This is a genomic window from Salinicola sp. V024, assembly GCF_052645315.1.
This window is the reverse complement of record NZ_JBQXYB010000011.1, coordinates 39,517-62,514: the sequence shown is the minus strand read 5'-3', so window position 1 is coordinate 62,514 and position 22,998 is coordinate 39,517. Positions and strand designations below refer to the sequence as shown.

At 60.3% G+C, this 22,998-nt stretch carries 21 protein-coding genes; 7 read left to right on the top strand and 14 right to left on the bottom strand.

Annotated elements, in window-relative coordinates; translation table 11 throughout:
• Positions 1-77: 77 nt before the first annotated feature.
• From ACUN9V_RS15200 to ACUN9V_RS15190, 3 genes are read left to right on the top strand one after another with little or no spacing between them, the layout of a single operon-like run.
• Positions 78-1,235, top strand: coding sequence for a glycosyltransferase family 4 protein (locus tag ACUN9V_RS15200; RefSeq protein WP_445512012.1), 1,158 nt, complete (start codon positions 78-80; stop codon positions 1,233-1,235).
• The gene (locus tag ACUN9V_RS15195) at positions 1,204-1,758 is read left to right on the top strand and encodes a phosphatase PAP2 family protein (protein WP_110691767.1); all 555 of its coding nucleotides are present in this window, start codon (positions 1,204-1,206) and stop codon (positions 1,756-1,758) included. Before ACUN9V_RS15200 ends, ACUN9V_RS15195 begins: the two co-directional genes overlap by 32 nt.
• 9 nt (positions 1,759-1,767) lie before the next feature.
• The gene (locus ACUN9V_RS15190; protein ID WP_445512011.1) at positions 1,768-2,385 is read left to right on the top strand and encodes an alpha-ketoglutarate-dependent dioxygenase AlkB family protein; all 618 of its coding nucleotides are present in this window, start codon (positions 1,768-1,770) and stop codon (positions 2,383-2,385) included.
• A 199-nt stretch (positions 2,386-2,584) separates the two neighbouring features.
• Here the strand turns inward: ACUN9V_RS15190 and gcvT are convergent, their stop codons facing one another.
• On the bottom strand, positions 2,585-3,697 hold the full coding sequence (gene gcvT / locus ACUN9V_RS15185) for a glycine cleavage system aminomethyltransferase GcvT (RefSeq protein WP_445512010.1): 1,113 nt from the start codon (positions 3,695-3,697) through the stop codon (positions 2,585-2,587).
• A 33-nt stretch (positions 3,698-3,730) separates the two neighbouring features.
• Positions 3,731-5,068 carry an alanine/glycine:cation symporter family protein gene (locus ACUN9V_RS15180; protein ID WP_445512053.1) on the bottom strand — a complete coding sequence of 446 codons (1,338 nt, stop codon included), beginning with the start codon at positions 5,066-5,068 and terminating at the stop codon, positions 3,731-3,733.
• 669 nt (positions 5,069-5,737) lie between these two features.
• On the opposite strand from ACUN9V_RS15180, the gene gcvH reads away from it, so the two are divergent.
• Both gcvH and gcvP read left to right on the top strand, forming a co-directional pair.
• Positions 5,738-6,145, top strand: coding sequence for a glycine cleavage system protein GcvH (gcvH, locus tag ACUN9V_RS15175; protein ID WP_075563805.1), 408 nt, complete (start codon positions 5,738-5,740; stop codon positions 6,143-6,145).
• Between the two features lie 104 nt (positions 6,146-6,249).
• Positions 6,250-9,150 (top strand): aminomethyl-transferring glycine dehydrogenase, encoded by a 2,901-nt coding sequence (gene gcvP / locus ACUN9V_RS15170; protein WP_445512009.1) that lies wholly within the window; start codon positions 6,250-6,252, stop codon positions 9,148-9,150.
• 182 nt (positions 9,151-9,332) lie between these two features.
• Here gcvP and ACUN9V_RS15165 read toward each other — a convergent pair whose 3' ends face one another.
• Positions 9,333-10,253 carry a LysR family transcriptional regulator gene (locus tag ACUN9V_RS15165; protein ID WP_445512008.1) on the bottom strand — a complete coding sequence of 307 codons (921 nt, stop codon included), beginning with the start codon at positions 10,251-10,253 and terminating at the stop codon, positions 9,333-9,335.
• Between the two features lie 399 nt (positions 10,254-10,652).
• Here ACUN9V_RS15165 and ACUN9V_RS15160 point away from each other — a divergent pair, with 399 nt between their 5' ends.
• A complete protein-coding gene (locus tag ACUN9V_RS15160) occupies positions 10,653-10,940 on the top strand; it encodes a YfcL family protein (RefSeq protein ID WP_075563802.1) in 288 nt (95 codons plus the stop codon).
• Positions 10,941-10,973: 33 nt separating this feature from the next.
• Entirely contained in the window at positions 10,974-12,338 is a 1,365-nt protein-coding gene (gene ppnN, locus ACUN9V_RS15155; protein WP_439282918.1) for a nucleotide 5'-monophosphate nucleosidase PpnN, read from the top strand.
• A 253-nt stretch (positions 12,339-12,591) separates the two neighbouring features.
• Here the strand turns inward: ppnN and ACUN9V_RS15150 are convergent, their stop codons facing one another.
• The 11 genes from ACUN9V_RS15150 to ACUN9V_RS15100 all read right to left on the bottom strand — a co-directional run bounded on the left by ACUN9V_RS15150 (position 12,592) and on the right by ACUN9V_RS15100 (position 22,722).
• Positions 12,592-12,960 carry a hypothetical protein gene (locus tag ACUN9V_RS15150; protein WP_075563800.1) on the bottom strand — a complete coding sequence of 123 codons (369 nt, stop codon included), beginning with the start codon at positions 12,958-12,960 and terminating at the stop codon, positions 12,592-12,594.
• A 23-nt stretch (positions 12,961-12,983) separates the two neighbouring features.
• Positions 12,984-13,445 (bottom strand): flavodoxin domain-containing protein, encoded by a 462-nt coding sequence (locus ACUN9V_RS15145; RefSeq protein ID WP_445512007.1) that lies wholly within the window; start codon positions 13,443-13,445, stop codon positions 12,984-12,986.
• Between the two features lie 131 nt (positions 13,446-13,576).
• Entirely contained in the window at positions 13,577-13,885 is a 309-nt protein-coding gene (ihfA, locus tag ACUN9V_RS15140; protein WP_075563798.1) for an integration host factor subunit alpha, read from the bottom strand.
• 28 nt (positions 13,886-13,913) lie between these two features.
• A complete protein-coding gene (gene pheT / locus ACUN9V_RS15135) occupies positions 13,914-16,295 on the bottom strand; it encodes a phenylalanine--tRNA ligase subunit beta (protein ID WP_445512006.1) in 2,382 nt (793 codons plus the stop codon).
• Positions 16,296-16,323: 28 nt separating this feature from the next.
• On the bottom strand, positions 16,324-17,343 hold the full coding sequence (gene pheS, locus ACUN9V_RS15130) for a phenylalanine--tRNA ligase subunit alpha (RefSeq protein ID WP_445512005.1): 1,020 nt from the start codon (positions 17,341-17,343) through the stop codon (positions 16,324-16,326).
• A 158-nt stretch (positions 17,344-17,501) separates the two neighbouring features.
• Positions 17,502-17,852 (bottom strand): 50S ribosomal protein L20, encoded by a 351-nt coding sequence (rplT, locus tag ACUN9V_RS15125; protein ID WP_075563795.1) that lies wholly within the window; start codon positions 17,850-17,852, stop codon positions 17,502-17,504.
• A 36-nt stretch (positions 17,853-17,888) separates the two neighbouring features.
• Positions 17,889-18,083 carry a 50S ribosomal protein L35 gene (gene rpmI, locus ACUN9V_RS15120; RefSeq protein WP_071230088.1) on the bottom strand — a complete coding sequence of 65 codons (195 nt, stop codon included), beginning with the start codon at positions 18,081-18,083 and terminating at the stop codon, positions 17,889-17,891.
• A 93-nt stretch (positions 18,084-18,176) separates the two neighbouring features.
• Entirely contained in the window at positions 18,177-18,716 is a 540-nt protein-coding gene (infC, locus tag ACUN9V_RS15115) for a translation initiation factor IF-3 (protein WP_075563794.1), read from the bottom strand.
• A 21-nt stretch (positions 18,717-18,737) separates the two neighbouring features.
• Positions 18,738-20,651, bottom strand: coding sequence for a threonine--tRNA ligase (gene thrS / locus ACUN9V_RS15110; RefSeq protein WP_445512004.1), 1,914 nt, complete (start codon positions 20,649-20,651; stop codon positions 18,738-18,740).
• A gap of 307 nt (positions 20,652-20,958) precedes the next feature.
• Positions 20,959-21,840, bottom strand: a complete 882-nt coding sequence (locus ACUN9V_RS15105) for an OmpA family protein (protein WP_439282908.1) — start codon at positions 21,838-21,840, stop codon at positions 20,959-20,961.
• A 399-nt stretch (positions 21,841-22,239) separates the two neighbouring features.
• Positions 22,240-22,722, bottom strand: a complete 483-nt coding sequence (locus tag ACUN9V_RS15100) for a DUF2489 domain-containing protein (RefSeq protein ID WP_439282906.1) — start codon at positions 22,720-22,722, stop codon at positions 22,240-22,242.
• Positions 22,723-22,998 lie beyond the last annotated feature (276 nt).

Below are 22,998 nucleotides of genomic sequence, written 5' to 3'. Positions count from 1 at the left end.
TCGAAGACCGAAGCAGACACGGTCGGTGACGAATCGAGTGCAGTGGCAGCTTCGCCAGCGTGCAAGGAGTAGTAACGATGCGCATAGCCCTGGTCAGTGAAACCTGGGCGCCAGAGGTCAACGGCGTAGCTCATACCCTGAGTCATTTCGCCAGCCACCTGGTGTCCAAGGGCATTCTGCTGCAGCTGATACGTCCCGACCCGGCCGATGGCAAGCGCGATGTGCTGGCCGAGCGCGATGTGCATGTACGGGGAGTGGCGCTGCCCATCTACGCCGACGTACACGTCGGCTGGCCTTGTCGGCGCCGACTGATGCGTCTCTGGCGTGAAGAGCGCCCGGATGCCATCTACATCGCCACTGAGGGGCCCCTGGGCTGGTCGGCGTTGAATGCGGCACGGCGACTGCAGATCCCCGTCGTCAGCGGCTTCCATACCAACTTCGATCAGTACGCCAGCAATTACCGACTCGGCTGGAGCATCCCCATGGCTCGCCGAGGCCTGCGCTACTTTCATAATCGCTGCGAAGCCACCCTGGTTCCCACCGCGGCCCAGCGTGACGCGCTGGAGGATTACGGCTACCGGGGCGTTTCGGTTCTCGCTCGGGGCGTCGACGCCAACCGCTATCAGCCGTCACGCCGAGACAACGAGCTACGACGCCAGTGGGGAGCCGGCCCCGATCAGCCCGTCGCGCTCTACGTCGGCCGCCTCGCCAGCGAAAAGAATATCGAGCTGCTGGCCAGCACGATGGCGGCAATGTGCCGCGCCAATCCCGAACTGGTTCAAGTTCTGGTGGGCGATGGCCCGGCTCGCAAGACGATTACCCGACGCCTGCCGGAGGCCATCTTTACCGGATTCCAGACCGGGGAGGCGCTGGCGCGTCACTATGCCAGCGCCGACATGTTCATCTTCCCGTCCCTTTCTGAGACTTTCGGCAATGTCGTTCCAGAGGCGATGGCCAGCGGGCTCGCGGTCGTCGCTTTCGATCACGCGGCGGCCAAGGAACTGATAACCCACGACGTCAATGGCCGCCTGGTGCCTCCGGGCGATGACCAGGGCTTCATTCAGGCCGCCAGCGAGCTTTGCCAGCAGCCAGCGCTGTACGCGAGCCTGGGCCGCGAAGCCCGCAAGCGCGCCTCGAGTCTGAGCTGGTCCCATATTGGCGACCGTTTTCTCGCACATCTAATCCAGGTTCAGGGAGCCCCGCATGCAGCCACGCACTCCACGTCTCACGTTTGAGCGTCTGGATCGTCTCGAGAGTCGGCTCAGTCACCGGCTGGCGGAACTCTCCCGCCATGCGCCGACGCTGTGGCTGTTCCGCTGCGTCAGTCGGCTGGGCGATTGGCCCGCCTGGGTGGCACTGGCATTGCTGCAACCAATCTGGCATGGCCACTTCGGATGGGTGATAGCGGTGCACTGGGGGTTGACCGCCAGCGTTGCCGCCCTGCTCTATCGCGTGCTCAAGACTCGCTTGTGTCGTGAACGTCCGTATATCACCTTCACCACCATTCGCTGCACCATGCCGCCGGTCGATCGCTACAGCTTTCCCAGCGGCCATACGTTACATGCAGCCATGTTCACCGGACTCACCGCAGCCACCACGCCGCAACTGCTACCGGTCGTACTCCCGCTGGCGGGGCTGATTGCCGCCTCCCGCGTGGTGCTGGGACTGCACTATGTGAGCGATGTCGTGGTAGGTGGCCTGATCGGCGCCACGCTCGCCTGGTGCAGCGGTCTCGTCGCGCTGTTCGTCTGGGGCTGAGCTCGCCCCGTGACCGACACGGCGCCTATCGAATGGCAGCGTCTCGACGACTCTCCGGTGTTGACGCTGCTTCCCGGTTTCCTCTCGCCCGCCGACGCGACGCGGATACAGCACGCCCTCGATCAGGAAATCGTCTGGAGCTCACCGACCATACGACTCTACGGGCGGCTGCATACCATCCCGCGCGCCCAATGCTGGATGGGAGATAGCGACGCCGGCTACCGCTACTCGGGGCAGACGTTTCAACCCCAACCGTGGCATCCGCTGGTGCGGATGCTGCGAGACCGCGTGAAAGACGTCTTGCGAAGCAGTGATTTGCCGTCCGCCGACTTCAATAGCGTGCTGCTCAATCGCTACGCCAGCGGCGAACAGCGCATGGGTTGGCATAGCGACGACGAGCCCGAACTTGGCGATCGCCCCATCGTGGCATCGCTCTCGCTGGGCAGTGAGCGCCCGCTGCGCTTTCGTGAAAAGACGGGATCTCCCCGGCACGCCTTCAATGTCTGGCTACCCCATGGCAGTCTGCTCCTCATGGGCCCCGGCGCCCAGCAGCGTTGGCAGCATGCGCTGGCCCCACGCGCGATCCAGGGCTGCCGACTCAACCTCACTTTCCGCCGCATCGTATAACCTGCGGTGCCTCGGGTTTGCAGCACTCGCCAGTCTGGTCGGAATCGCGCCACTGGCCGACAACGAGGCTCGCTGGCAACCGCCATGATTCCGCCAAATGGCTGGCAAACAACAGTTCTGCCAAACAAAAACGCCTTCTCGGGGGAGAAGGCGTTTTTAAGATAACGGTATAAAGGTAGAGTTTCAGGGAGCCTGACGTTCACCCGCGATAGTAATTCGCTGTGACGAATGGCATCGGGCTGATGGTCATCGGCAATCGCTTGCCGCGAACATCCGCGTACAGCGTTGCACCTTTCTCGGCGGACTCGATGACGACGTAGGCCATCGCGACCGGTGCTCCGACGCTGGGACCGAAACTGCCCGAGGTAACGTGACCGACCTCGTGATCATCGGCGTCGAACAACTTGGTTCCTTCTCTAACCGGTGCCCGGCCCTCGCCGATCAATCCCACCCGGCGGCGGCGATGATCCTTGGCCTGCAACTGGTGGAGCACCATGTCGGCTCCCGGAAAGCCGGCTTCACGCTCCCCGCCGACACGACGCGATTTGCCCACCGCCCAGGAGAGGCTCGCCTCTACCGGTGTAGTGGTCGTGTCGATGTCGTGACCGTAGAGACACAGGCCGGCTTCCAGACGCAACGAATCCCTTGCGCCAAGACCGATCGGCTCGACCTCCGGCTGCTCCAGGAACCAGCGCGCCAATGCCTCGGTTGCCTCGGACGGCGTCGATATCTCGAAACCATCCTCTCCGGTATATCCGCTACGGCTCACCCATATCTCATGCCCCATCACATCGAAACGGGCGTGCTGCATGAATACCAGTTCGCAGGCTGCCGGACACAGCCGCTGCATGACATCCCGAGCTTGCGGGCCTTGCAATGCCAGCAAGCCTCGATCCAGAACCTCGACGTCGTGTCCCGTCCCGAGGCCGGTGCGCATCAGCGCGATGTCCTGATCCTTGCACGCCGCATTGACGACCACGTACAGCGATTCGCCATGATTGACGATCATCAGATCATCCAGCACGCCGCCCTCACTGTTGGTGAACAGCGCATAGCGCTGGCCGCCCTCCACCAACCCGACGACGTCGGCGGTCACCAGAGTCTCCATGGCAGCAGCGGGCGACGGCCCCGTCACTTTTACCTGGCCCATGTGGGAGACATCGAACAGACCGCAAGCTCGGCGCGTATGCTCGTGCTCCTTCTTGACGCCCAGCGGGTATTGCACCGGCATGCTGTAGCCGGCGAACGGCACCATCTTGCCACCCAGCTGCTGATGCAGCGCAAACAGCGGCGTCTGTTTCATGTTGGACATCAATGTCTCCCGTCTAGAGCAGATAAAAGAAAGTTACGCGTCTCGATCGCGGTCTTCCAGCGCTTCACCCGGCAGTACGGTCTTGCCGGCGAAGTGATCGCGAGTCAGCTTGAACACGACTGGGGACAACAGCGCCAGGGCGATCAGATTGGGAATGGCCATCATCGCGTTGAAGGTATCCGCCACCAGCCAGATAAAGTCGAGCTTGGCCATCGCACCGACCGGCACCGCCAGCACGAACAGAATCCGGTAAAGCAGTATTGCCCGGTCGCCGAACAGATACTGAAAGCATTTCTCGCCATAGAACGACCAGCCCAGGATCGTGGTAAAGGCGAATATCGACAGCGCGATCGCCACGATGTGCTGACCGATACCCGGCAAGGCGCTGTCGAACGACAGCGAGGTCAGGCCCGCTCCGCTCTCGCCATCCAGCCAGTGGGTCGAGGTCAGAATCACCAGCGCCGTCATGGTGCAAACGACCAAGGTATCGATGAAGGTACCCAGCATGGCGATCAGCCCCTGACGTACCGGATTACGTGTCTGCGCTGCGGCATGCGCGATCGGCGCACTACCCAGGCCGGCTTCGTTGGAGAAGATGCCCCGCGCAACACCAAAACGAATGGCCGCTGCCACTGCGGCACCGGCAAAACCGCCGCTGGCGGCAATGGGCTGGAACGCATGCTCGAAGATGGTTCCCAGAGCGCCGCCGATCTGACCGGCGTTGATGATCAGGACAACGACACCTGCCGCAAAATAGGCGACCGCCATCAGCGGCACCAGTTTGCCGGCGACGCTAGAGATCCGCTTGATGCCGCCGAGTATGACGGCGCCCGCCAGCACCATGATGATCACGCCGGTCAGCCACGCTGGCACACCGAAGGAGGTGGTCAATGCGTCCGCTACCGAGTTGGCTTGGACGGTATTGCCGATACCAAAGGCGGCGATCGCACCGAAGAACGCGAACAGCCCACCCAGCCAGGCCCAGCGTTTGCCCAGTCCGTTGCGGATGTAGTACATCGGCCCACCGACATGGTTACCGTTGGAATCGGTCTCCCGATAACGCACCGCCAGGACGGCTTCCGCGAACTTCGTCGCCATGCCCACCAGGGCGGTCAGCCACATCCAGAACACTGCGCCCGGTCCGCCCAGGGCGATCGCCGTGGCCACCCCGGCAATGTTACCGGTCCCGATAGTGGCCGAGAGCGCCGTCATCAGCGCGTTGAACGGCGATATCTCGCCCTGGTCATGGCTATCGGCTTCACTGCGGCGCCCCCGCCATAACAGGCTGAAACCCAAGCCCAGTTTACGGATGGGCAGCAACCTGAGACCCAGCTGCAGATAGATACCGACCCCGAACAGCAGAATCAGCATCAGCGGGCCCCATACCACGCCATTAATGGCGCTAAATACGGCAGTCAATGAATCCACGGCGAACTCCATCGGCACGTTGTTGTGTATTGGTCAGTTATCGCTTATCGATCACGTCGTTGCATACAAAGCGGCGCCACATTAGAGGATTCGACTATCCACCCACAATTATCCAATAGCATTCTTTTGGCAAGCTGACTCGATGCCACACTGTCCATGGTCATGAAGCCGGTCTCGTTGACGCCCTGAATTGGGGTCTAATCCCAGATATTGAATCTACGCACTGGAATCCACGTACTGGACTCTACGTACTGAGTCCAGGCACCGAGTTAGATAGGTTAAGGCACCATAGCGAAAAGAGCCTTTGTTTCCAATAAGAAACACCGCCACGGCATCGAGCACCGGGTACGAGTCGTCTTGTCGTCTCCCGAGCAGTATCCCGGCATCCATCGATAATGCGCATCCGCGCCGCGGGAAACGGCGTGGAGAAGCGCTGGTGCCGCTGTTGGTCTTCTTGGGACTGGACGTTTTCCGGATCTGGGGTCAACCTAGAAGCGCGATTCGCGAGAAGCTGCGATGGAAGCACGCGAGACTATGCCATTCGATCCCGTGTTGAGGCATAATGCTCGCCAAAATCCCCCGTATCGAAATTTGTTTCTTATAGGAAACCTCATGAGCGAAATCCCGAACAACCTGCTCTACACCGACAGCCATGAATGGGTGCTGGACAACGGCGACGGTACCGTGACCGTCGGCATCACCGATCACGCTCAGGAAGCCCTGGGTGATGTCGTTTTCGTCGAGTTGCCGGAAGCCGGCCGTGAGCTGGATGCTGGCGACGAGTTCGGCGTTATCGAGTCGGTCAAGGCAGCGTCAGATCTCTACTCTCCGCTGGCGGGTGAAATCGTCGAAGTCAACGAGGCTCTGGAAGACAGCCCCGAGACAGTCAACGACTCACCCTACAGCGACGGCTGGATTCTCAAGCTGCAGCTGGCCGATCAGGGCGATCTCGAATCCCTGATGTCGGCCGAAGCCTATAAAGAACTGGTTGCGGCCGAGGAAGATCAGGACGACAGCTGATCGCCCTCCTCTCTCGCCCGCCGATCCGGCCGTTCGGTGCTTCCATCACCGAACGGTCCGTCTCGCTTTCCCAGCAATCTCTTGCCAACCTCGCCGGATAGACTATGCCCACCGAGACTCGCCCCCTGACCGAACTGGCCAATCACGCCGATTTTCTTCAGCGTCACAATGGCCCTACCCGCCACGATGTCGCCGAGATGCTCAAGGCGCTCGACATGACCTCGATGGCGACACTGATCGATCGAACCATTCCCAAGGGAATTCGTCTCGACGGCGAACTGGCGCTGGATGGCCCGCGGGGCGAGTCGGAAGCGCTGGACTATCTGCGCGGCCTGGCGCGGCAGAACAAGGTATTCAAGAGCTATATCGGCCAGGGATATTACCCCACCCATCTGCCGGCGGTGATTCAGCGCAACGTGCTGGAAAACCCGGGCTGGTACACCGCCTACACGCCCTATCAGCCGGAAATCGCCCAGGGTCGGCTGGAGGGTCTGCTCAACTTTCAGCAGATGGTGATGGATCTGACCGGCATGGCGATCGCCAATGCGTCGCTATTGGACGAAGCGACAGCGGCAGCCGAGGCGATGGCGCTGTGCCGGCGTTCGAACAAGAAACAGAAGAGTCAGCGCTTCTTCGTTGCCGATGACGTACTCCCGCAAACCCTGGACGTGCTGCGCACCCGTGCTGCCTACCTGGGATTCGAGCTGGTCGTCGCACCCGCGGCTCGACTGGCCGACGAAGAGGTGTTCGGCGCTCTGCTGCAATACCCCGGCGTCGATGGCGACATCGGCGATCTCGAGAATCTGGTGGCCACGGCGCGCTCGCGCCAGATCATGACCTGCGTGGCGGCCGACCTGATGAGCCTAATCATGCTCAAGGAACCCGCCGCCATGGGCGTCGATATCGTGCTGGGCAACTCCCAGCGCTTTGGCGTGCCGATGGGTTACGGTGGCCCTCACGCAGCGTTTTTCGCGACCAGCGAGGCCCTCAAGCGATCGCTGCCGGGTCGTGTTATCGGCGTGTCCAAGGATAGCCGCGGCCGTCCGGCACTGCGCATGGCGATGCAGACCCGCGAGCAGCATATCCGCCGTGAAAAGGCGACCTCCAACATCTGTACCGCCCAGGCGCTGCTGGCCAATATCGCCGGCTTCTACGCCGTCTATCACGGCGCCGAAGGCCTGCAGACCATCGCCGGCCGCATTCACCGGCTGACCACGCTGCTGGCAGCGGGCCTCAAGCAGCACGGCATCGCACTCAAGCACGACAGCTGGTTCGACACCCTGACGCTGACAGGAGTCGACAGCCACCGGATTCAGGGACGCGCGCTGACCCGCGAGATCAACCTTCGCTATCCCGCCGATGGCGAGGTCGGCGTGAGCCTCAACGAGACCACGACCGCCGCCGATCTGGCGGAGCTCTTCGACGTGCTGATTGGCGAGGAGCACGGTCTATCGGTGAGCGAACTCGATCGCCAGGCCGTCGATCAGGGCACCACCGGCATTCCCGCCGCCTATCGTCGTGACAGCGACTTCCTGCAGCATCCCAACTTTCAGCGCTTCCGCAGCGAGACGGAAATGCTGCGCTACCTCAAGCGCCTCGAGAATCGCGATCTATCGCTCACTCACACGATGATCCCGCTGGGCTCGTGCACCATGAAACTCAACGCCACCAGCGAGATGATGCCCATCACCTGGCCGGAGTTCGCCAATATCCACCCGTTTGCGCCTAGCGAACAGGTGAGCGGCTATCGCCAGATGATCACCGAGCTCAGCGACTTTCTGATCGAGATCACCGGCTACGACAGCATTTCGATGCAGCCGAATTCCGGCGCCCAAGGTGAGTACGCGGGTCTCGTCGCCATTCGTCGCTATCAGGCCGCGGTGGATCAGGGGGAGCGTGACATCTGCCTGATTCCGAGCTCGGCTCACGGCACCAACCCGGCGTCCGCAGCGATGGCGCAGATGAAAGTCGTGGTGGTCGAATGCGATCGTGACGGCAATATCGACATGGCCGATCTCGAGGCCAAGGCGACCCAGCACCGTGACAAGCTTTCGGCGATCATGCTGACGTATCCCTCGACTCACGGAGTTTTCGAAGAAAACATCCGCCAGGCCTGTCAGATCGTTCATGACAACGGCGGTCAGGTCTATATCGACGGTGCCAACATGAACGCCCAGGTCGGCCTCTGCCGACCCGGCGATTACGGCGGCGACGTCTCGCACCTCAATCTGCACAAGACGTTCTGCATTCCTCACGGTGGCGGTGGCCCGGGCATGGGCCCGATCGGCGTCAAGGCACATCTCGCCGCTCACCTGCCCAATCACGTGATGACACCGCAGGAAGGCATCGCCAAGGATTCCGGCGCGGTATCGGCGGCCGCCTTCGGCAGTGCCTCGATCCTGCCGATCTCCTGGGCCTACATCAAGATGATGGGCGCTCGCGGGCTGCGCGAAGCCACCGAGCTGGCGATTCTCAACGCCAACTACATCGCCAAGCGGCTAGCAACGCATTATCCGGTGCTGTATCAGGGTGCCAACGGGACGGTGGCCCACGAGTGCATTCTCGACGTGCGCCCGCTCAAGGCGGCCTCCGGCATCAGCGAGGAAGATATCGCCAAACGTCTGATGGACTACGGATTCCACGCGCCCACCATGTCCTTCCCGGTGGCCGGCACGCTGATGGTCGAGCCCACGGAGTCCGAATCCCGCTATGAGATCGATCGATTCTGCGATGCCATGATCGCGATACGCGAGGAGATCGCACGCGTGGAAGCCGGCGACTGGCCAAAAGATGCCAATCCGCTGGTGCTGGCGCCGCATACCATGGCGGACGTGACCGAAGAAGAGTGGGATCGCCCCTACTCTCGCGAGCGGGCCGCCTTTCCGACCCAGGCCGTGCGGGAGGCCAAGTACTGGCCGGCGGTCAACCGCGTCGATAACGTCTTCGGCGATCGGAACCTGATCTGCAGCTGTCCGCCGATCGATGCCTATCGGGATGCCTCATGAGGCTTGGTGGAATACTAAGTCTTGGTGGAATATAAGTCTTGGTGGAATATAAGTCTTGGTGGAATGATAGAAACGACAACGGCCGCTCATTGAGCGGCCGTTTTTCGCTTCCTGACTGGCATGATGAGCCACGGTATCGTTATTGCCAACGGAGCGAACAGCGTCAATCGAAGACCCGAATATCAGCTCTTTTCCAGCGTAGGTAGCTCGCTATAGCCGTAGAGGGCATTGAGACGCTGCTGACGGAAGGATGACAGCAGTTGGCGGTAGCGCTTGGGTAGCTCCACATCCTTGCGCGAGACCAAGTGCAGTGTTTCGTAGACCGGTTGCGCCAGCGACATCTCCTTGACCTGACGCTGCCAGGGCGAGGTTTCCAGAACCGGGCGAGACACTACCGTGAACCCCAGCCCTCGGGCCACCGCATCCAGAACCTGTCCCACTTCGTTGGTAAACCCCTGGCGCGGGAAATGGCTCATGCTGCGAAATTCGCTGCCGAAGTTGCTCCGCAGCAGCAGGCCCGCGTTGGCATTGCCGTCGTTATAATTGAGGAATCCCAACGCCACCAGCTCGCTCAGCGTAGTTCCGGTGAAATCGGCCGGCACGACCAGGCAAAGCGGCTCCTGATGCCAGGCTTCGAAATTGAGATCGGTCTGCTTGCCGATCTCGGTGACGATACCGATATCATAGCGACCGGCTACCACGTCCTGAGCGATCTCATGATCGAAGGCGAAGCTGTAGTTGACCGTCAGCCCCGGGTGCATCTGCTGATAGCCCAGCAGGAACGGGTAGAACATCAATCCCACGCTACCGGGTGATGCGATACGGCACTCGCCGCTGTCCGGCGAATCGTCATCCAGCGAATGGCGAAAATGTTCGTGCTCGGCAAACAGCTTGACCGCGTAGTCATAGGTGCGGCGGCCGGCATCCGTCAGTGAAAAGCGCCGACCATGGCGATTCAGCAGCGATCGTCCGAGATACTCTTCCAGCTTGCGCACGTGCTGACTGACGCCGGGCTGGGTCATGTCGAGCTTACCCGCAGTCTGGGTGAAGCTCCCCGTTTCGACGAGCATCATGTAAGTACGAAAATACTGAGCGTTGAACATGGAAGCGCGGATCACTCACACTGTACGGCTGATAAAACGTCTCGAAATGGCCTGAGCTGTCTGTCCCACTTCGATAACGTCTCGTTGTCGCCCGCGGGCGTTTAAATCATAGCAGATTATGGAGATCGTGGCATCGTCCGCGCGCGCGAATGCCGTGAACAAATCGTCGGCCAATCAGCGTCGAGTACTGTCATCGCTCACTCTGGGGACGAGCCTGGGGACGAGCGTGAACGACGCCGTGGCCGAGGTGAAAAACGCCTGCCTGTTCAAGCCCTACGCGTCAGGTCCTACGCGCCCCCGGGACGCCCTTCACCCATTGTGCCGGACTCCGCCCGGCTCGGCGGTGAGCGAACGCCCATGTTAGAATCGACCCACTTTCACCCAGGATTGAAGAACGCTATGTCTGATCCCTTCGCGCAGCGCGCCAAGGCCGTGCAGCAAACGCTACTCGTGATGGAAGAGAATGCCGATGACGGCGAACTTTTTGCCCTCGGTTACATGATTCCGCAAATCGGTCTGGTTCAGGAACTGGCCGAATACGATCCCGCCGAGGTCGACGCCGACGACTTCGACGCGACCTACTGGCAGTGGCTGGAGAGCACCTTCGCTCAGGACAACATGAGCGAAGCCGACCGCGAGCAGATTGCCGCGCTATGGCAGACCGCCGCCGCACGTGCCGCGCACTAATTTACCGATTTCATTGCCACAAGGATGCCGTCCATGCCTGAGACGCTATCAACCATCGTCTCCCCCGAGGGGAGTCTCGAGGTCCTGTCCCAGTCCGAAGTCAACCGGCTGAGAGATACGTCGACGAGCGGTCTTCACGATCTGGTCAGGCGCTGTGCGCTGGCCGTTCTCAATTGCGACACCCCGACCGACGATGGCCTGGCGGTCATGGAAGCGTACAAGGATTTCGATATCGAAGTCCTGCAACAGGATCGCGGCATCCGGCTCAAGCTTTCCAACGCTCCGGCCTGCGCGTTCGTCGATGGACACATGATTCGTGGCGTACGCGAACAGCTGTCCGCGGTGCTGCGCGACATCGTCTACGTCTACAACGAGATCCAGAACAACCCCAGGTTCGATCTGCGGACCAACGAAGGCGCCACCAACGCGGTATTCCATATCCTTCGCAACGCCAGCACGCTGCGCACCTCACAGGAGCCGAGCCTGGTGGTGTGCTGGGGCGGCCATTCGATCACCCGCGAAGAGTATGACTACACCAAGGCGGTGGGTTATCACATGGGGCTGCGCGGGCTGGATATCTGCACCGGGTGCGGTCCCGGCGCCATGAAAGGACCCATGAAAGGCGCCAACCTCGCCCACGCCAAGCAGCGGCGCAAGGGCAGTCGATATCTGGGAATTTCCGAGCCGGGCATCATCGCCGCCGAATCCCCCAATCCGATCGTCAACGAACTGGTCATCATGCCGGACATCGAGAAGCGCCTGGAGGCGTTCGTGCGGATCGGCCATGGTATCGTGGTGTTTCCCGGCGGCGTGGGGACAGCGGAAGAGATCCTCTATCTGCTCGGCATTCTGATGCACCCGGACAACCGGGATATCCCCTTTCCGGTCATCTTCACCGGCCCGGAGAGCGCCCACGACTATTTCCAGCGCATCGACGAGTTCCTGCGCTATACGCTGGGCGAGGAAGTTCGCCGCCACTATCGCATCGTGGTCGACGATCCGGTCAGCGTTGCGCGCCTGATGCGCGACGGCATCCAGGAAGTGGCGGAGTTTCGGCGCGAAAAGAATGACGCGTTCTACTTCAACTGGCGTCTCAACATCGCCGCCGGTTTCCAGCAGCCCTTCGAACCGACGCACGAGGCGATGTCCGCGCTGGCGTTACATCACGACCAGCCCAATCATGAGCTCGCCGCCAATCTCCGACGGGCCTTCTCGGGCATCGTCGCTGGCAACGTCAAGGAACCCGGCTTGCGCGCCATCGCGGCTCGCGGCCCCTTCCGGTTGCATGCGGAGCCGGAGTTGATGACTAGGCTGGATACACTGCTGACCTCATTCGTGGCCCAGGGCCGGATGAAACTACCGGGCAGCGATTACGTTCCCTGCTACACCCTTGGCTGACGTCGTACCGCCGGCCGCCGTTGGCACCCACTCGATCGCAGGTCACGGATGCCAGACGCCAATAAGCAAAGAAACGAAAAAATAGAAACCTAGAAACCTAGAAACGAAGACGGCGGGCCATCGAGGCCCGCCGTCTTCGTCTATCCTCGAGCTCGTTTGTGCTCGAGCTCGCAAGGCGCTGATGCCCGATCGAAGTGCTCTCGACTCGGCGTCAATCTATCCCGCCCGCGCTACCAGGTCAGTGGTAACGGCTTCAGCGACGACGCCAGATCCGAGCCACCACATGCAGCAGCAAACCCAGCGCTGCGCCTTGGGACAAGACGACCGCCCAATGATCGGCGGCCGTATCGAACCAGCGCCAGACCATTATCAGCACTATCCCGCCCAGCAGACAGGTAGCGAGATGTTTGATCGCTCCAGGGCAACGACTGCGCGCCTCCGGCCCCATTACCCGCCAGAATCCGATCAGCGCGACAACGATTGCGGCCGCCAGAATCAGCAGAAGCGTCAGCCGGGGAGTGTCGTGCAGGAACCAGTAGCGCGGCAGTGACAGCAGCATGACCAAACCCAGACCCAGCAGCGTGCTCCAGCGCGTGGCGGTCAGCGTTCGGGTCAAAGGCATGCGCGAAGGCCCGCGCGACTCATTCACGTCCTCAGCCCCTGGGATTCGATCCATGATTTGACCCACGGGAGTGCGGCATCGTCCGCCATGAAAGTTTCCATGGCGTCGATCTCGAGCCGCTCCCCCAGACGCTGCGCGCCCAGATCCGCCAGAATCTCGTCCAGCGCCCGGCCGGAACCGCAGAACGTATCCCCATACGAGCTGTCGCCGAGCGCGATCAAACCGTAGCGAAGCGATGCGAGGCTGGGCGGCTGGGACTTGAGTTGACGAACGAACGGCACGAAGTCGCCCGGGAAATCACCGCTCCCGGTGGTCGACACGCAGAACAGCGCCAGATCCGGCGGCTCGTCGATCAGGTCGTTCACCGACGGCTGCTCGATGATGACAACGTCGTAACCCGCCTGTTCGAACACCGGGGAAACCTGTTCCGCCACGTCGAGCGCACCCCCGTAGACGGTACCGACGATAATCTTTAGCTTGGGCATAACACTCTGTCAGCAATTGATTTGCGCGGGAGCTTAGCATAGACCTCAGGCGGGCTCACGGGGCAAAGTCCAAAGCATGACAGCCCGCCAGCGATTCGCTGGCGGGCTGTCATGGCGATCACGAGAACGGCTCAGTCTTCCTGCAACTCGCCGTCGAAACTCTCGACCTTGGCCTTGAGCTTCTGCCCGGGCCGAAAAGTCACGACCCGTCTGGCGGAGATCGGAATCTCCTCGCCGGTCTTGGGATTGCGCCCGGGCCGTTCCCGCTTGTCGCGCAGGTCGAAATTACCGAAACCGGATAGTTTCACCTGTTCGTTCTCGCGCAGACAGCCGCGAATCTCTTCGAAGAACGTTTCCACCATGTACTTGGCTTCCCGTTTGGAGAACCCGAGTTCGGTGTGAAGATGCTCCGCAAGCTCAGCTTTCGTCAGCGCTCCCATGATCGCTCCCTTCGCGCAGGATGACGGATCAACTTCGCAGTGTGGCCCCGAAACGAGTTTGTGCCACTTCGACCACGCCTGCGATTAACTGATTGATTTCCTCATCATTGAGAGTGCGCGAAGGATGCTGCCAGGTCAAGCCCAAGGCAATGCTCTTGAAGCCCTCCTCGACCCCTTTTCCCTGGTAGACATCGAACAACTGCCACTGCGTGAGCCATTCTCCGGCCCGGGCGCGGATGGCGTCCAGCAGTGGCGCGACGCCCACGTCATCGCTGACCACGAAGGCCAGATCCCGACGCACTTCCGGGAATCGCGATAGCGGTGTGAAGCGCGGAATCACGCCGCGGGTCAATGCCTCCTGCTCCACTTCGAACAGATAGACTTCGGGTTTGATGCCGAGCTCCGCGCGAACGGCCGGGTGCAGTGCTCCCAGCCAGCCCACGGCTTTACCCTGGCGATAAAGGCGTGCCGACCGCCCCGGATGAAGGGCAGGATGCGTTTCCTCGATGAAGCTCCACGCATCTGCCTCGCCGCTCAGCGCGATCAGGCTCTCGAGATCGCCCTTGAGATCGAAGAAATCGACACCGTCGCGGGAAGAAGACCAGCCTTCCACTTCCCGCGAACCGCAGATCAGGCCGCCGAACATCGAGGTCTGCACCAGCGCGTCCAGCTCGCCCTGGAAGACCAACCCGGTCTCGAACAGTCGCACGCGCTGCTGCTGACGATTGAGGTTGTGTATCAGTGCCTTGATCAACCCCGGAAAGAGGCTATGTCGCATGACCGACATGTCGCTGGAAATCGGGTTGGCCAGCGTCGGAGACAGTGCGCCCGGCGTGATCAACGCCTGCAGCTCCGGCGACACGAAACTGTAGGTCACCGCCTCCTGGTAGCCGCGCGAGACCATATGGCGGCGCAGACGGCGAAGCGGCTGGGACGCCTCGTCGTCCGCCGTCAGGCTCAGCCGCGCCTGAGGCCGGCGCACCGGCAACCGGTTATAGCCATGGATACGCGCGACTTCCTCGATCAGGTCTTCTTCGACCGAAATATCGAAACGCCAGCTCGGAATCTGGACGTGCCAGCTTTGCCCCGGCGCAGAACTCGTCATCCCCAGGGATCGGAAAATTCGCTGGATGTCTTCATCGGGCAGACGAGTCCCGAGACAGGCCGACAGCCGCTCTCGACGCAGCTCGACATCCGGACGACGAGGAAGATGCGCCGGCTGCCTGACTTCGGTGATCGGGCCCGGCGACCCGCCAACGATGGCGGTCAGCAGCTCGGTGGCGCGCTCCATTGCAGGGCGCGTGATATCCGGGTCCACGCCGCGCTCGAAGCGGTGCGACGCGTCCGTGTGCAACCCGAACTCGCGTGCCTTGCCAGCGACGGCGAGCGGTGAAAAGTAGGCGGCTTCCAGAAACAGGTTGCGCGTTTCGCCACTGATCCCGGTTGCCTCACCCCCCATCACCCCGGCGATCGCCAGCGCACGATCATGGTCGGCGATGACGAGTGTGTCCCCGTCCAGCACCACCTCCTGTCCGTCCAGCAGCGTCAGCCGCTCGTCCGATCGCGCCCGACGAACCTCGATCCCGCCGTTCAGGGCGTCGAGATCGAAAGCGTGCATCGGCTGCCCCAGCTCGAGCATGACGTAGTTGGTGACATCAACTGCCGGATCGATACTGCGAATACCGCTACGGCGGAGACGCTCGCACATCCACAGCGGCGTACTCGCCGTGATGTCCACGTCGCGAACGACCCGGCCCAGATAGCGCGGGCAACGTTCTCCATCGCTCACAACGACCGGAAACTGCGCGTTGTTGCGGGCCACGACCGTCGCAATGCCCGGCTCGTTCACCTTGGTCCCCGTCACGCAACCGACCTCACGCGCCATGCCACGCAGGCTGAGGCAATCCCCGCGGTTGGGCGTCAGATCGACCTCGATGGTGTGATCATCCAGTTGTAGCCAGGCCCGGAAGTCTTTTCCCACAGGCGCATCCGCCGGCAGCACGTAAATACCCTCGGAACGCCCTTCTTCCAGACCGAGTTCGGAGGCCGAGCAGATCATGCCTCGGGATTCGACGCCGCGGAGCTTGGCTTGCTTGATCTTGAAATTGTCGGGCAGCACCGCGCCGACCCGCGCGAACGGGACTTTCTGACCGGTATCGACGTTGGGCGCGCCGCAGACCACCTGCACCGGGTCGCCGGATCCATCATCCACCTGACAGACATTGAGCTTGTCGGCGTCGGGATGCGGCGCCTTGGCGATGACCGTTGCCACGACCACGCCCTCGAAGATGGCACCAACGGGCTCGACCGCGTCGACTTCCAGGCCCGCCATGGTGATGGCATCGGCCAGCGCCTGGGTGTCGAGAGCCGGTGACACCCACTCGCGCAGCCACGCTTCGGAAAACTTCATCGGAATACTCCTTGACTGGGCGAGGACATCAGTTGAACTGACTCAGAAAACGCAGATCGTTATCGAAGAACAGGCGCAGGTCGTTGACGCCATAGCGCAGCATCGCCAGCCGCTCCGCCCCCATGCCGAAAGCGAAGCCGGTATAACGTTCGCCATCGATCCCCGAATGGCGAAATACCTCAGGATGAACCATGCCGCAGCCCATCACTTCCAGCCAGCCACTGTGCGAGCACACTCGGCAGCCGTTGCCCTGGCACATCACGCACTGGATATCGACCTCGGCCGAAGGTTCGGTGAAAGGGAAATAGGAGGGCCGGAAGCGCACATTCAGATCGTCGCGCTCGAAAAACGCCTGCAGGAAATCCGCAATGGTGCCCTTGAGATCGGCGAAGCTGACCCCTTCATCGACCAGCAGACCCTCCACCTGATGAAACATCGGCGTGTGAGTCAGATCGGAATCACTGCGATAGACGCGCCCGGGACAGACGATACGAATCGGCGGTTCCTGGGACTGCATGGTGCGCACCTGCACGGGCGAGGTATGGGTACGCAGCAGCCGCGTGGCATCGAAGTAGAAGGTATCCGCCATCCCGCGGGCCGGGTGATGCGCGGGAATATTGAGCGCTTCGAAATTGTGGAAATCATCCTCGATTTCCGGCCCGACGGCGACCTCGAAACCGATGTGCTGAAATAGCGACTCGATCCGTTCCAGCGTCCGCGTCACGGGATGCAGGCCACCGTTGACCTGGCCTCGCCCCGGTAGGGTCACATCGATGCGCTCGGCCTCGAGCCGACTCTGCATCGCGGCTTGCTCGATGATCTGCCTGCGCTGTTCGAGCTCACGCTGCAGGGCCTGTTTGGCTTCGTTGATCCGTTCCCCGGCGGCAGGGCGCTCCTCCGCAGACAGCTGCCCTAGCCCTTTGAGTAGCGCTGTAATCTCGCCTTTCTTGCCCAGAAAGCGAACACGCACCTGATCGAGTACCTGGGCGTCTTCAGCGGCGGCAATGGCCGCTCTCGCCTCGTTGACCAGGGCAGGAAGATGATCCATCCGTCGAGCTCCGCTTGTGATTCATGGCGCAGCGCCGTCGGTCACGAACGACGCGGCGATACGATATAAAACCTACGCTAAAAAAACAGGGGAAGAGCAGCTGCTCTTCCCCTGGATCGGTCATGCGACTCGTCACCCGTAAGGTGAACTTGACTCGCTTATGCAGCTTTGGCTTTCTCGACAAGCGCCGTAAAGGTCGCTTTCTCGTGAACGGCCAAATCAGCCAGCACCTTACGGTCGATTTCGATGCCGGCCTTTTTCAGACCTGCCACGAAACGGCTGTAGGACATGCCATTGATGCGGGCCGCCGCATTGATACGCGTGATCCACAGAGCGCGGAACTGGCGTTTCCGTTGGCGGCGGTCGCGATACGCATACTGACCGGCTTTGATGACGGCCTGTTTGGCTACGCGGAAGACACGCGAACGCGCTCCATAGTAACCCTTGGCCTGCTTCATGATCTTCTTGTGACGACGACGTGCGACGACACCACGCTTGACGCGAGACATAGTTTTCTCCTGACGTTAAAGACTGACTACCAAGTGTTACAGATTGGGCAGCATGCGAGTTACGAGCTGCTTGTCGGCAGCGTGTACCTGCTTCATGCCACGCAGCTGACGCTTACGCTTGGTGGACTTCTTGGTCAGGATGTGACTACGAAAAGACTGTTTGTGCTTGAAGCCGTTACCAGTCTTCTTGAAGCGCTTGGCAGCGCCACTGTTACTCTTGATTTTCGGCATGGGAAAAACTCCACTCCGCTTTTTTTAGAAAACCCGAGGCCGGAAACGGCGGGCGCCATTCGCTCGCCGTCTCCCGTTCGACTTGCCCGCGGATCACTTCTTCTTGGGCGCAAGAATCATGATCATCTGTCGGCCTTCCATCTTGGGGAAGGATTCGACAGCGGCCAGCTCTTCCAGGTCGGCGGCAATCCGTTCCATCAGTCGACGACCGATGTCCTGGTGTGCCATTTCGCGACCGCGGAAACGCAGCGTGACCTTACCCTTGTCGCCACCTTCGAGGAAACGTATCAGGTTCTTGAGCTTCACCTGATAGTCACCCTCGTCCGTACCAGGACGGAATTTGACTTCCTTGACCTGGATCTGTTTGGTCTTCTTCTTCTGAGCCGACTTCTGCTTCTTCTGCTCGAAGAGGAACTTGCCGTAATCCATGATCTTACAGACGATAGGATCGGCATTGGAAATCTGGACGAGATCCATTCCGGCTTCCTCGGCGCGCTGAAGCGCCTCCTGCATGGGAACGACTCCCAGCTGCTCACCCTCGGCGTCGATCAGGCGAACTTCGTCTGCATGAATACGGTCATTAATGGGCGCGCGCTTTTCCTGAGGGCGCCCGCGCTGATTATTACGCTTGATCGTTAGATCTCCATTTGGCGATTAACGTTGCTGCTCCGGCTGATTGGCCTGCTGAAGCTGCGCTAACAGCGCATCGACAGTCACAGATCCTAGATCCTCACCGGACCGGGTACGTAATGCAACGGCACCCGATTCGACTTCCTTATCACCAACAACCAGCAGATAAGGAATCTTCTGCAGCGTATGCTCGCGGATTTTAAAGCCGATCTTCTCATTCCTCAAGTCCGACTCGACCCGAAAACCGGCTTCACGCAAGCGTTTGGCAAGATTTTCGGCATAATCACGCTGTGCATCCGTGATATTGAGCACGACAGCCTGGACCGGAGAGAGCCACAAAGGCAAGGCCCCTGCGTAATGCTCGATCAAAATACCGATGAACCGCTCCATCGAGCCGACGATCGCCCGGTGCAGCATGACCGGCACCTGACGAGAACCGTCCTCGGCGACGTACTGCGCGCCCAGACGACTGGGCATCATGAAGTCGACCTGCATGGTACCGACCTGCCACTCGCGACCGAGGCAGTCTTTCATGTGATACTCGATCTTCGGGCCGTAGAACGCGCCTTCGCCGGGCAGTTCCTGCCACTCGACGTCGCAGTTGCCCAAGGCGGCTCGCAACGCCTCTTCGGCACGGTCCCACGTTTCATCGCTTCCGAGACGCTTTTCCGGCCGGAGGGCAATCTTGACGGCGATGTCCTCGAATCCGAAATCGCCGTAGACCTTCAGCGCCTGACGATGAAACGCCGTGACTTCGGGCTCGATCTGGCTCTCGGTACAGAAAACATGACCATCATCCTGCGTGAAGGCCCGAACGCGCATGATACCGTGTAATGCGCCCGAAGGCTCGTTTCGATGGCAGCCGCCGAACTCGCCGTAACGAATCGGCAGCTCGCGGTAGCTTCGCAGACCGGAATTGAATACCTGGACATGGCCCGGACAGTTCATCGGCTTGAGCGCGTATTCACGCTTTTCCGATTCGGTGAAGAACATGTTGTCGGCGTAATTGTCCCAGTGTCCGGATTTCTTCCACAGCGACACATCCATGATCTGGGGACATTTTATTTCCTGGTAGCCACTACGCTTGTAGACGCCACGCATGTACTGCTCGACGGCCTGCCAGAGAGTCCATCCGCGAGGATGCCAGAACACCATCCCCGGGGCTTCTTCCTGCATATGGAAGAAATCGAAGCGACGAGCCAGCTTGCGATGGTCGCGTTTTTCCGCTTCTTCGAGGCGCAGCAAGTAGGCTTTCAGCGCCTTCTTGTCACCCCAGGCCGTGCCGTAAATCCGGGTCAGCATCGGCTTCGAGGCATCTCCACGCCAGTAGGCGCCTGCCAGCTTGGTCAGCTTGAAGGCTTTCAGATGGCGCGTGTTCGGCACGTGTGGGCCGCGACACATGTCGATATATTCCTGATGGTGATAGAGACGAATCGTCTCGCCTTCCGGAATGCTCTCGACGATTTCCTGCTTGTAAGGCTCGTTTCTTGACGCGAAGGTAGCCAACGCTTGCGATCGACCCACGTACTCCCGAACGACCTCGTACTCCTGATCGATCAGCGACTTCATCCGCGCCTCGATCGCTTCCAGATCCTCGGAGGAGAGAGAGGTTTCGAAGTCGACGTCGTAGTAGAAACCATCGTCGATCACCGGACCAATCGCCATCTTGGCATCCGGATACAGCTGCTTGATGGCGTGCCCCAGCAGGTGCGCACAGGAGTGGCGAATGATCGCCACGCCTTCGTCGTCTCTGGCGGTCAGGATAGCCACTTCGGCATCGCGATCGATGATATCGGCAGCATCGACTTCGACCCCGTCGATCTTGCCGGCAATACACGCCTTGGCAAGACCAGGGCCGATGGACTCGGCCAACTGCATGACCGTCACGGGTTCTTCGAAAGTTCTCTGACTGCCGTCAGGCAGTGTCACAATAGGCATGAAACATTCCTTACGTTCAGTGGTGGTCCACACCAAGGATCACATGAACTCGTTTATGAAGCAGAAGGACCACTTGTCGCCGGTTCGCATACGGGCGAACCCACTGTTGCTCGAAAGATGCGGTTTCGCGTGATATGGCAATAATCGCGAAAACGTAGATTAGCAACGAGAAAACGCCTTCACCATCGCTGGCAAAGACGCCGATTTTCAGCACTACCTTCTCTTGCCAACCCAGTTTTCTTTTACCCAATAATAAGGGCGCCCGAAGGCGCCCTCATCATCACACCAACTACGTGTAGTGGAAAGCTTACTTCCACTCACCCAGTTCGACGCGACGGTTCTGAGCACGACCTTCAGCAGTGTTGTTGCTGGCGATCGGCTGCTCTTCACCATGACCCGTGGTCTTGATGTTGTCGCCGGAGAATCCTTTGTTAACCAGGTAGGATTTCACGGAGTCGGCACGACGCTGTGACAGATCCTTGTTGTAGGCTGCTGAACCGACGGAGTCAGTGTAGCCTTCAACGCGGATGCGCAGCTTGTCGTTGGTCATCAGCTTGTCGGAAATGCCATCCAGAATGGATTCTGCGCTGGAAGTCAGCTTGGCGGAGTCGAATTCGAAGTTGACGTCGCGAAGGACGACATCTTCTTCACAACCCAAGGAGTTGACTTCGGCACCGGCCGGGGTGTTAGGGCACTGGTCCTGATAGTCCGGCACGCCGTCACCATCGGAGTCCAGCGGGCAGCCCTGAGCGTTGACTTCAACGCCAGCCGGGGTTCCCGGACATTCGTCCATGTAATCCGGCACGCCGTCACCGTCGGTGTCGAGCGGGCAGCCAACAGCGTCAACTGCTACGCCAGCCGGTGTGTTCGGGCACTGGTCACGATCGTCCGGCACGCCGTCGCCGTCGCTGTCCATGACGTCCGAAGAGTAATCGGCACACAGCAGAGCGCCGGCAGTTGCACCAGCAACGCCGCCAACTGCAGCACCGGTATCTTCGTCGGATTCGCCGCTAGTAGCATAACCGACACCGCCACCGATCAGACCGCCGGCAATGCCGCAGACGAACGGAGACTGGTACCAAGCCTGGTCGGACGAGCTACCAGTAGATTCCATACCGGAACTGGCACAACCAGAAAGACCGACTACCAGAGCAGAACCCAGTAGCAGGCCAGTCGTTGATTTTTTCATGTAAGACTCCTTCTTAACACAGCGCTAGTCGTAACGGGCGTTACCCAGCGGCTTCGAGTATAGAAGCCGAATTCGCCAAGAGGAAGGGGTCCCTCCCTCCTGATAACAAAGAAAACTTTGGCTGGCGTCATCAACACCGCTATGAACGGCGGTCAATGCCCCTTGCCTCTTTCCTTTGCAGCTCCGCAACAGCATTATCGATTCCAACCCGAGATGCAAACCGGTGTCGGGAAACACTGTTCTGTTTTAGCACCATTTCCCAGATTGGCAAAGCGGATTAGCGAAAACTTTGCACTTTTTCTTTATGCCTCCGCATTCCGAACACCGCATTTCCGTGGCGAGATAGCTCCTGTCCCCCAGATCCATGAACCCATTCTTCTCGGATGCCGGAAGCGATTTTCAATGAATAACGGCAGACCCGCTGCGTCCTTTCCACTCTCGACAAAATTGCCGAAGCTCGATCGCTGCGAGATGCAGTCGATGCTCGTGGCGCTGAGCCATTTCTTCTCGCTGGCGATCCTCGCGGTGGCGTTCACGCGGAGACAGCTCGCGGCGGGCCTGATGGGTATGCAGATGTTCGGCCTCGTCTTGCACTTCACCGAGCACCCGCCAGGCTTCGCGGTCGACGAGGCGATTATCGATGATATCGAGCAGTACCTTGCACCGTAACGCCCCTTCCACCAAATCCACCTGACGCTCCGTCATCGCTTGCGACAACGCGTCCAGACTGTCGATGCAGTTCTGATTAGCACGATCGATTTCAGCGGCTCGAAGCGCTCGCCGGCGCTTCACCTCGCTCCACAGCCGCCAGGCATAGATCGAGAGCGCGGCGATGATCACAACGGCGAGAATCGCGAATCCGGCTACGTAGGGAAACGACATGACAGTCAACGCCACCTTATAAGGGAAAATGTTTGACCGCGGTCAAAGGTTCGAGACCAAAAGGGTAACAGCATCTCGAATAGCTCACCTATTTATGCTTCTGCCACCTAATCCGTGAACGTTGATCCACGAACCATGACCATAGCGAAGACAGCTCCAACGCAGGAATGCAAGGTACCGCCAGATCGGAGAATGTGCGGCCGCCTTATCGATTAGACCAAAGGCTAAGACACGACACCATCAGGGCGCCTACATCTTAAGTAGAATAGACACGAC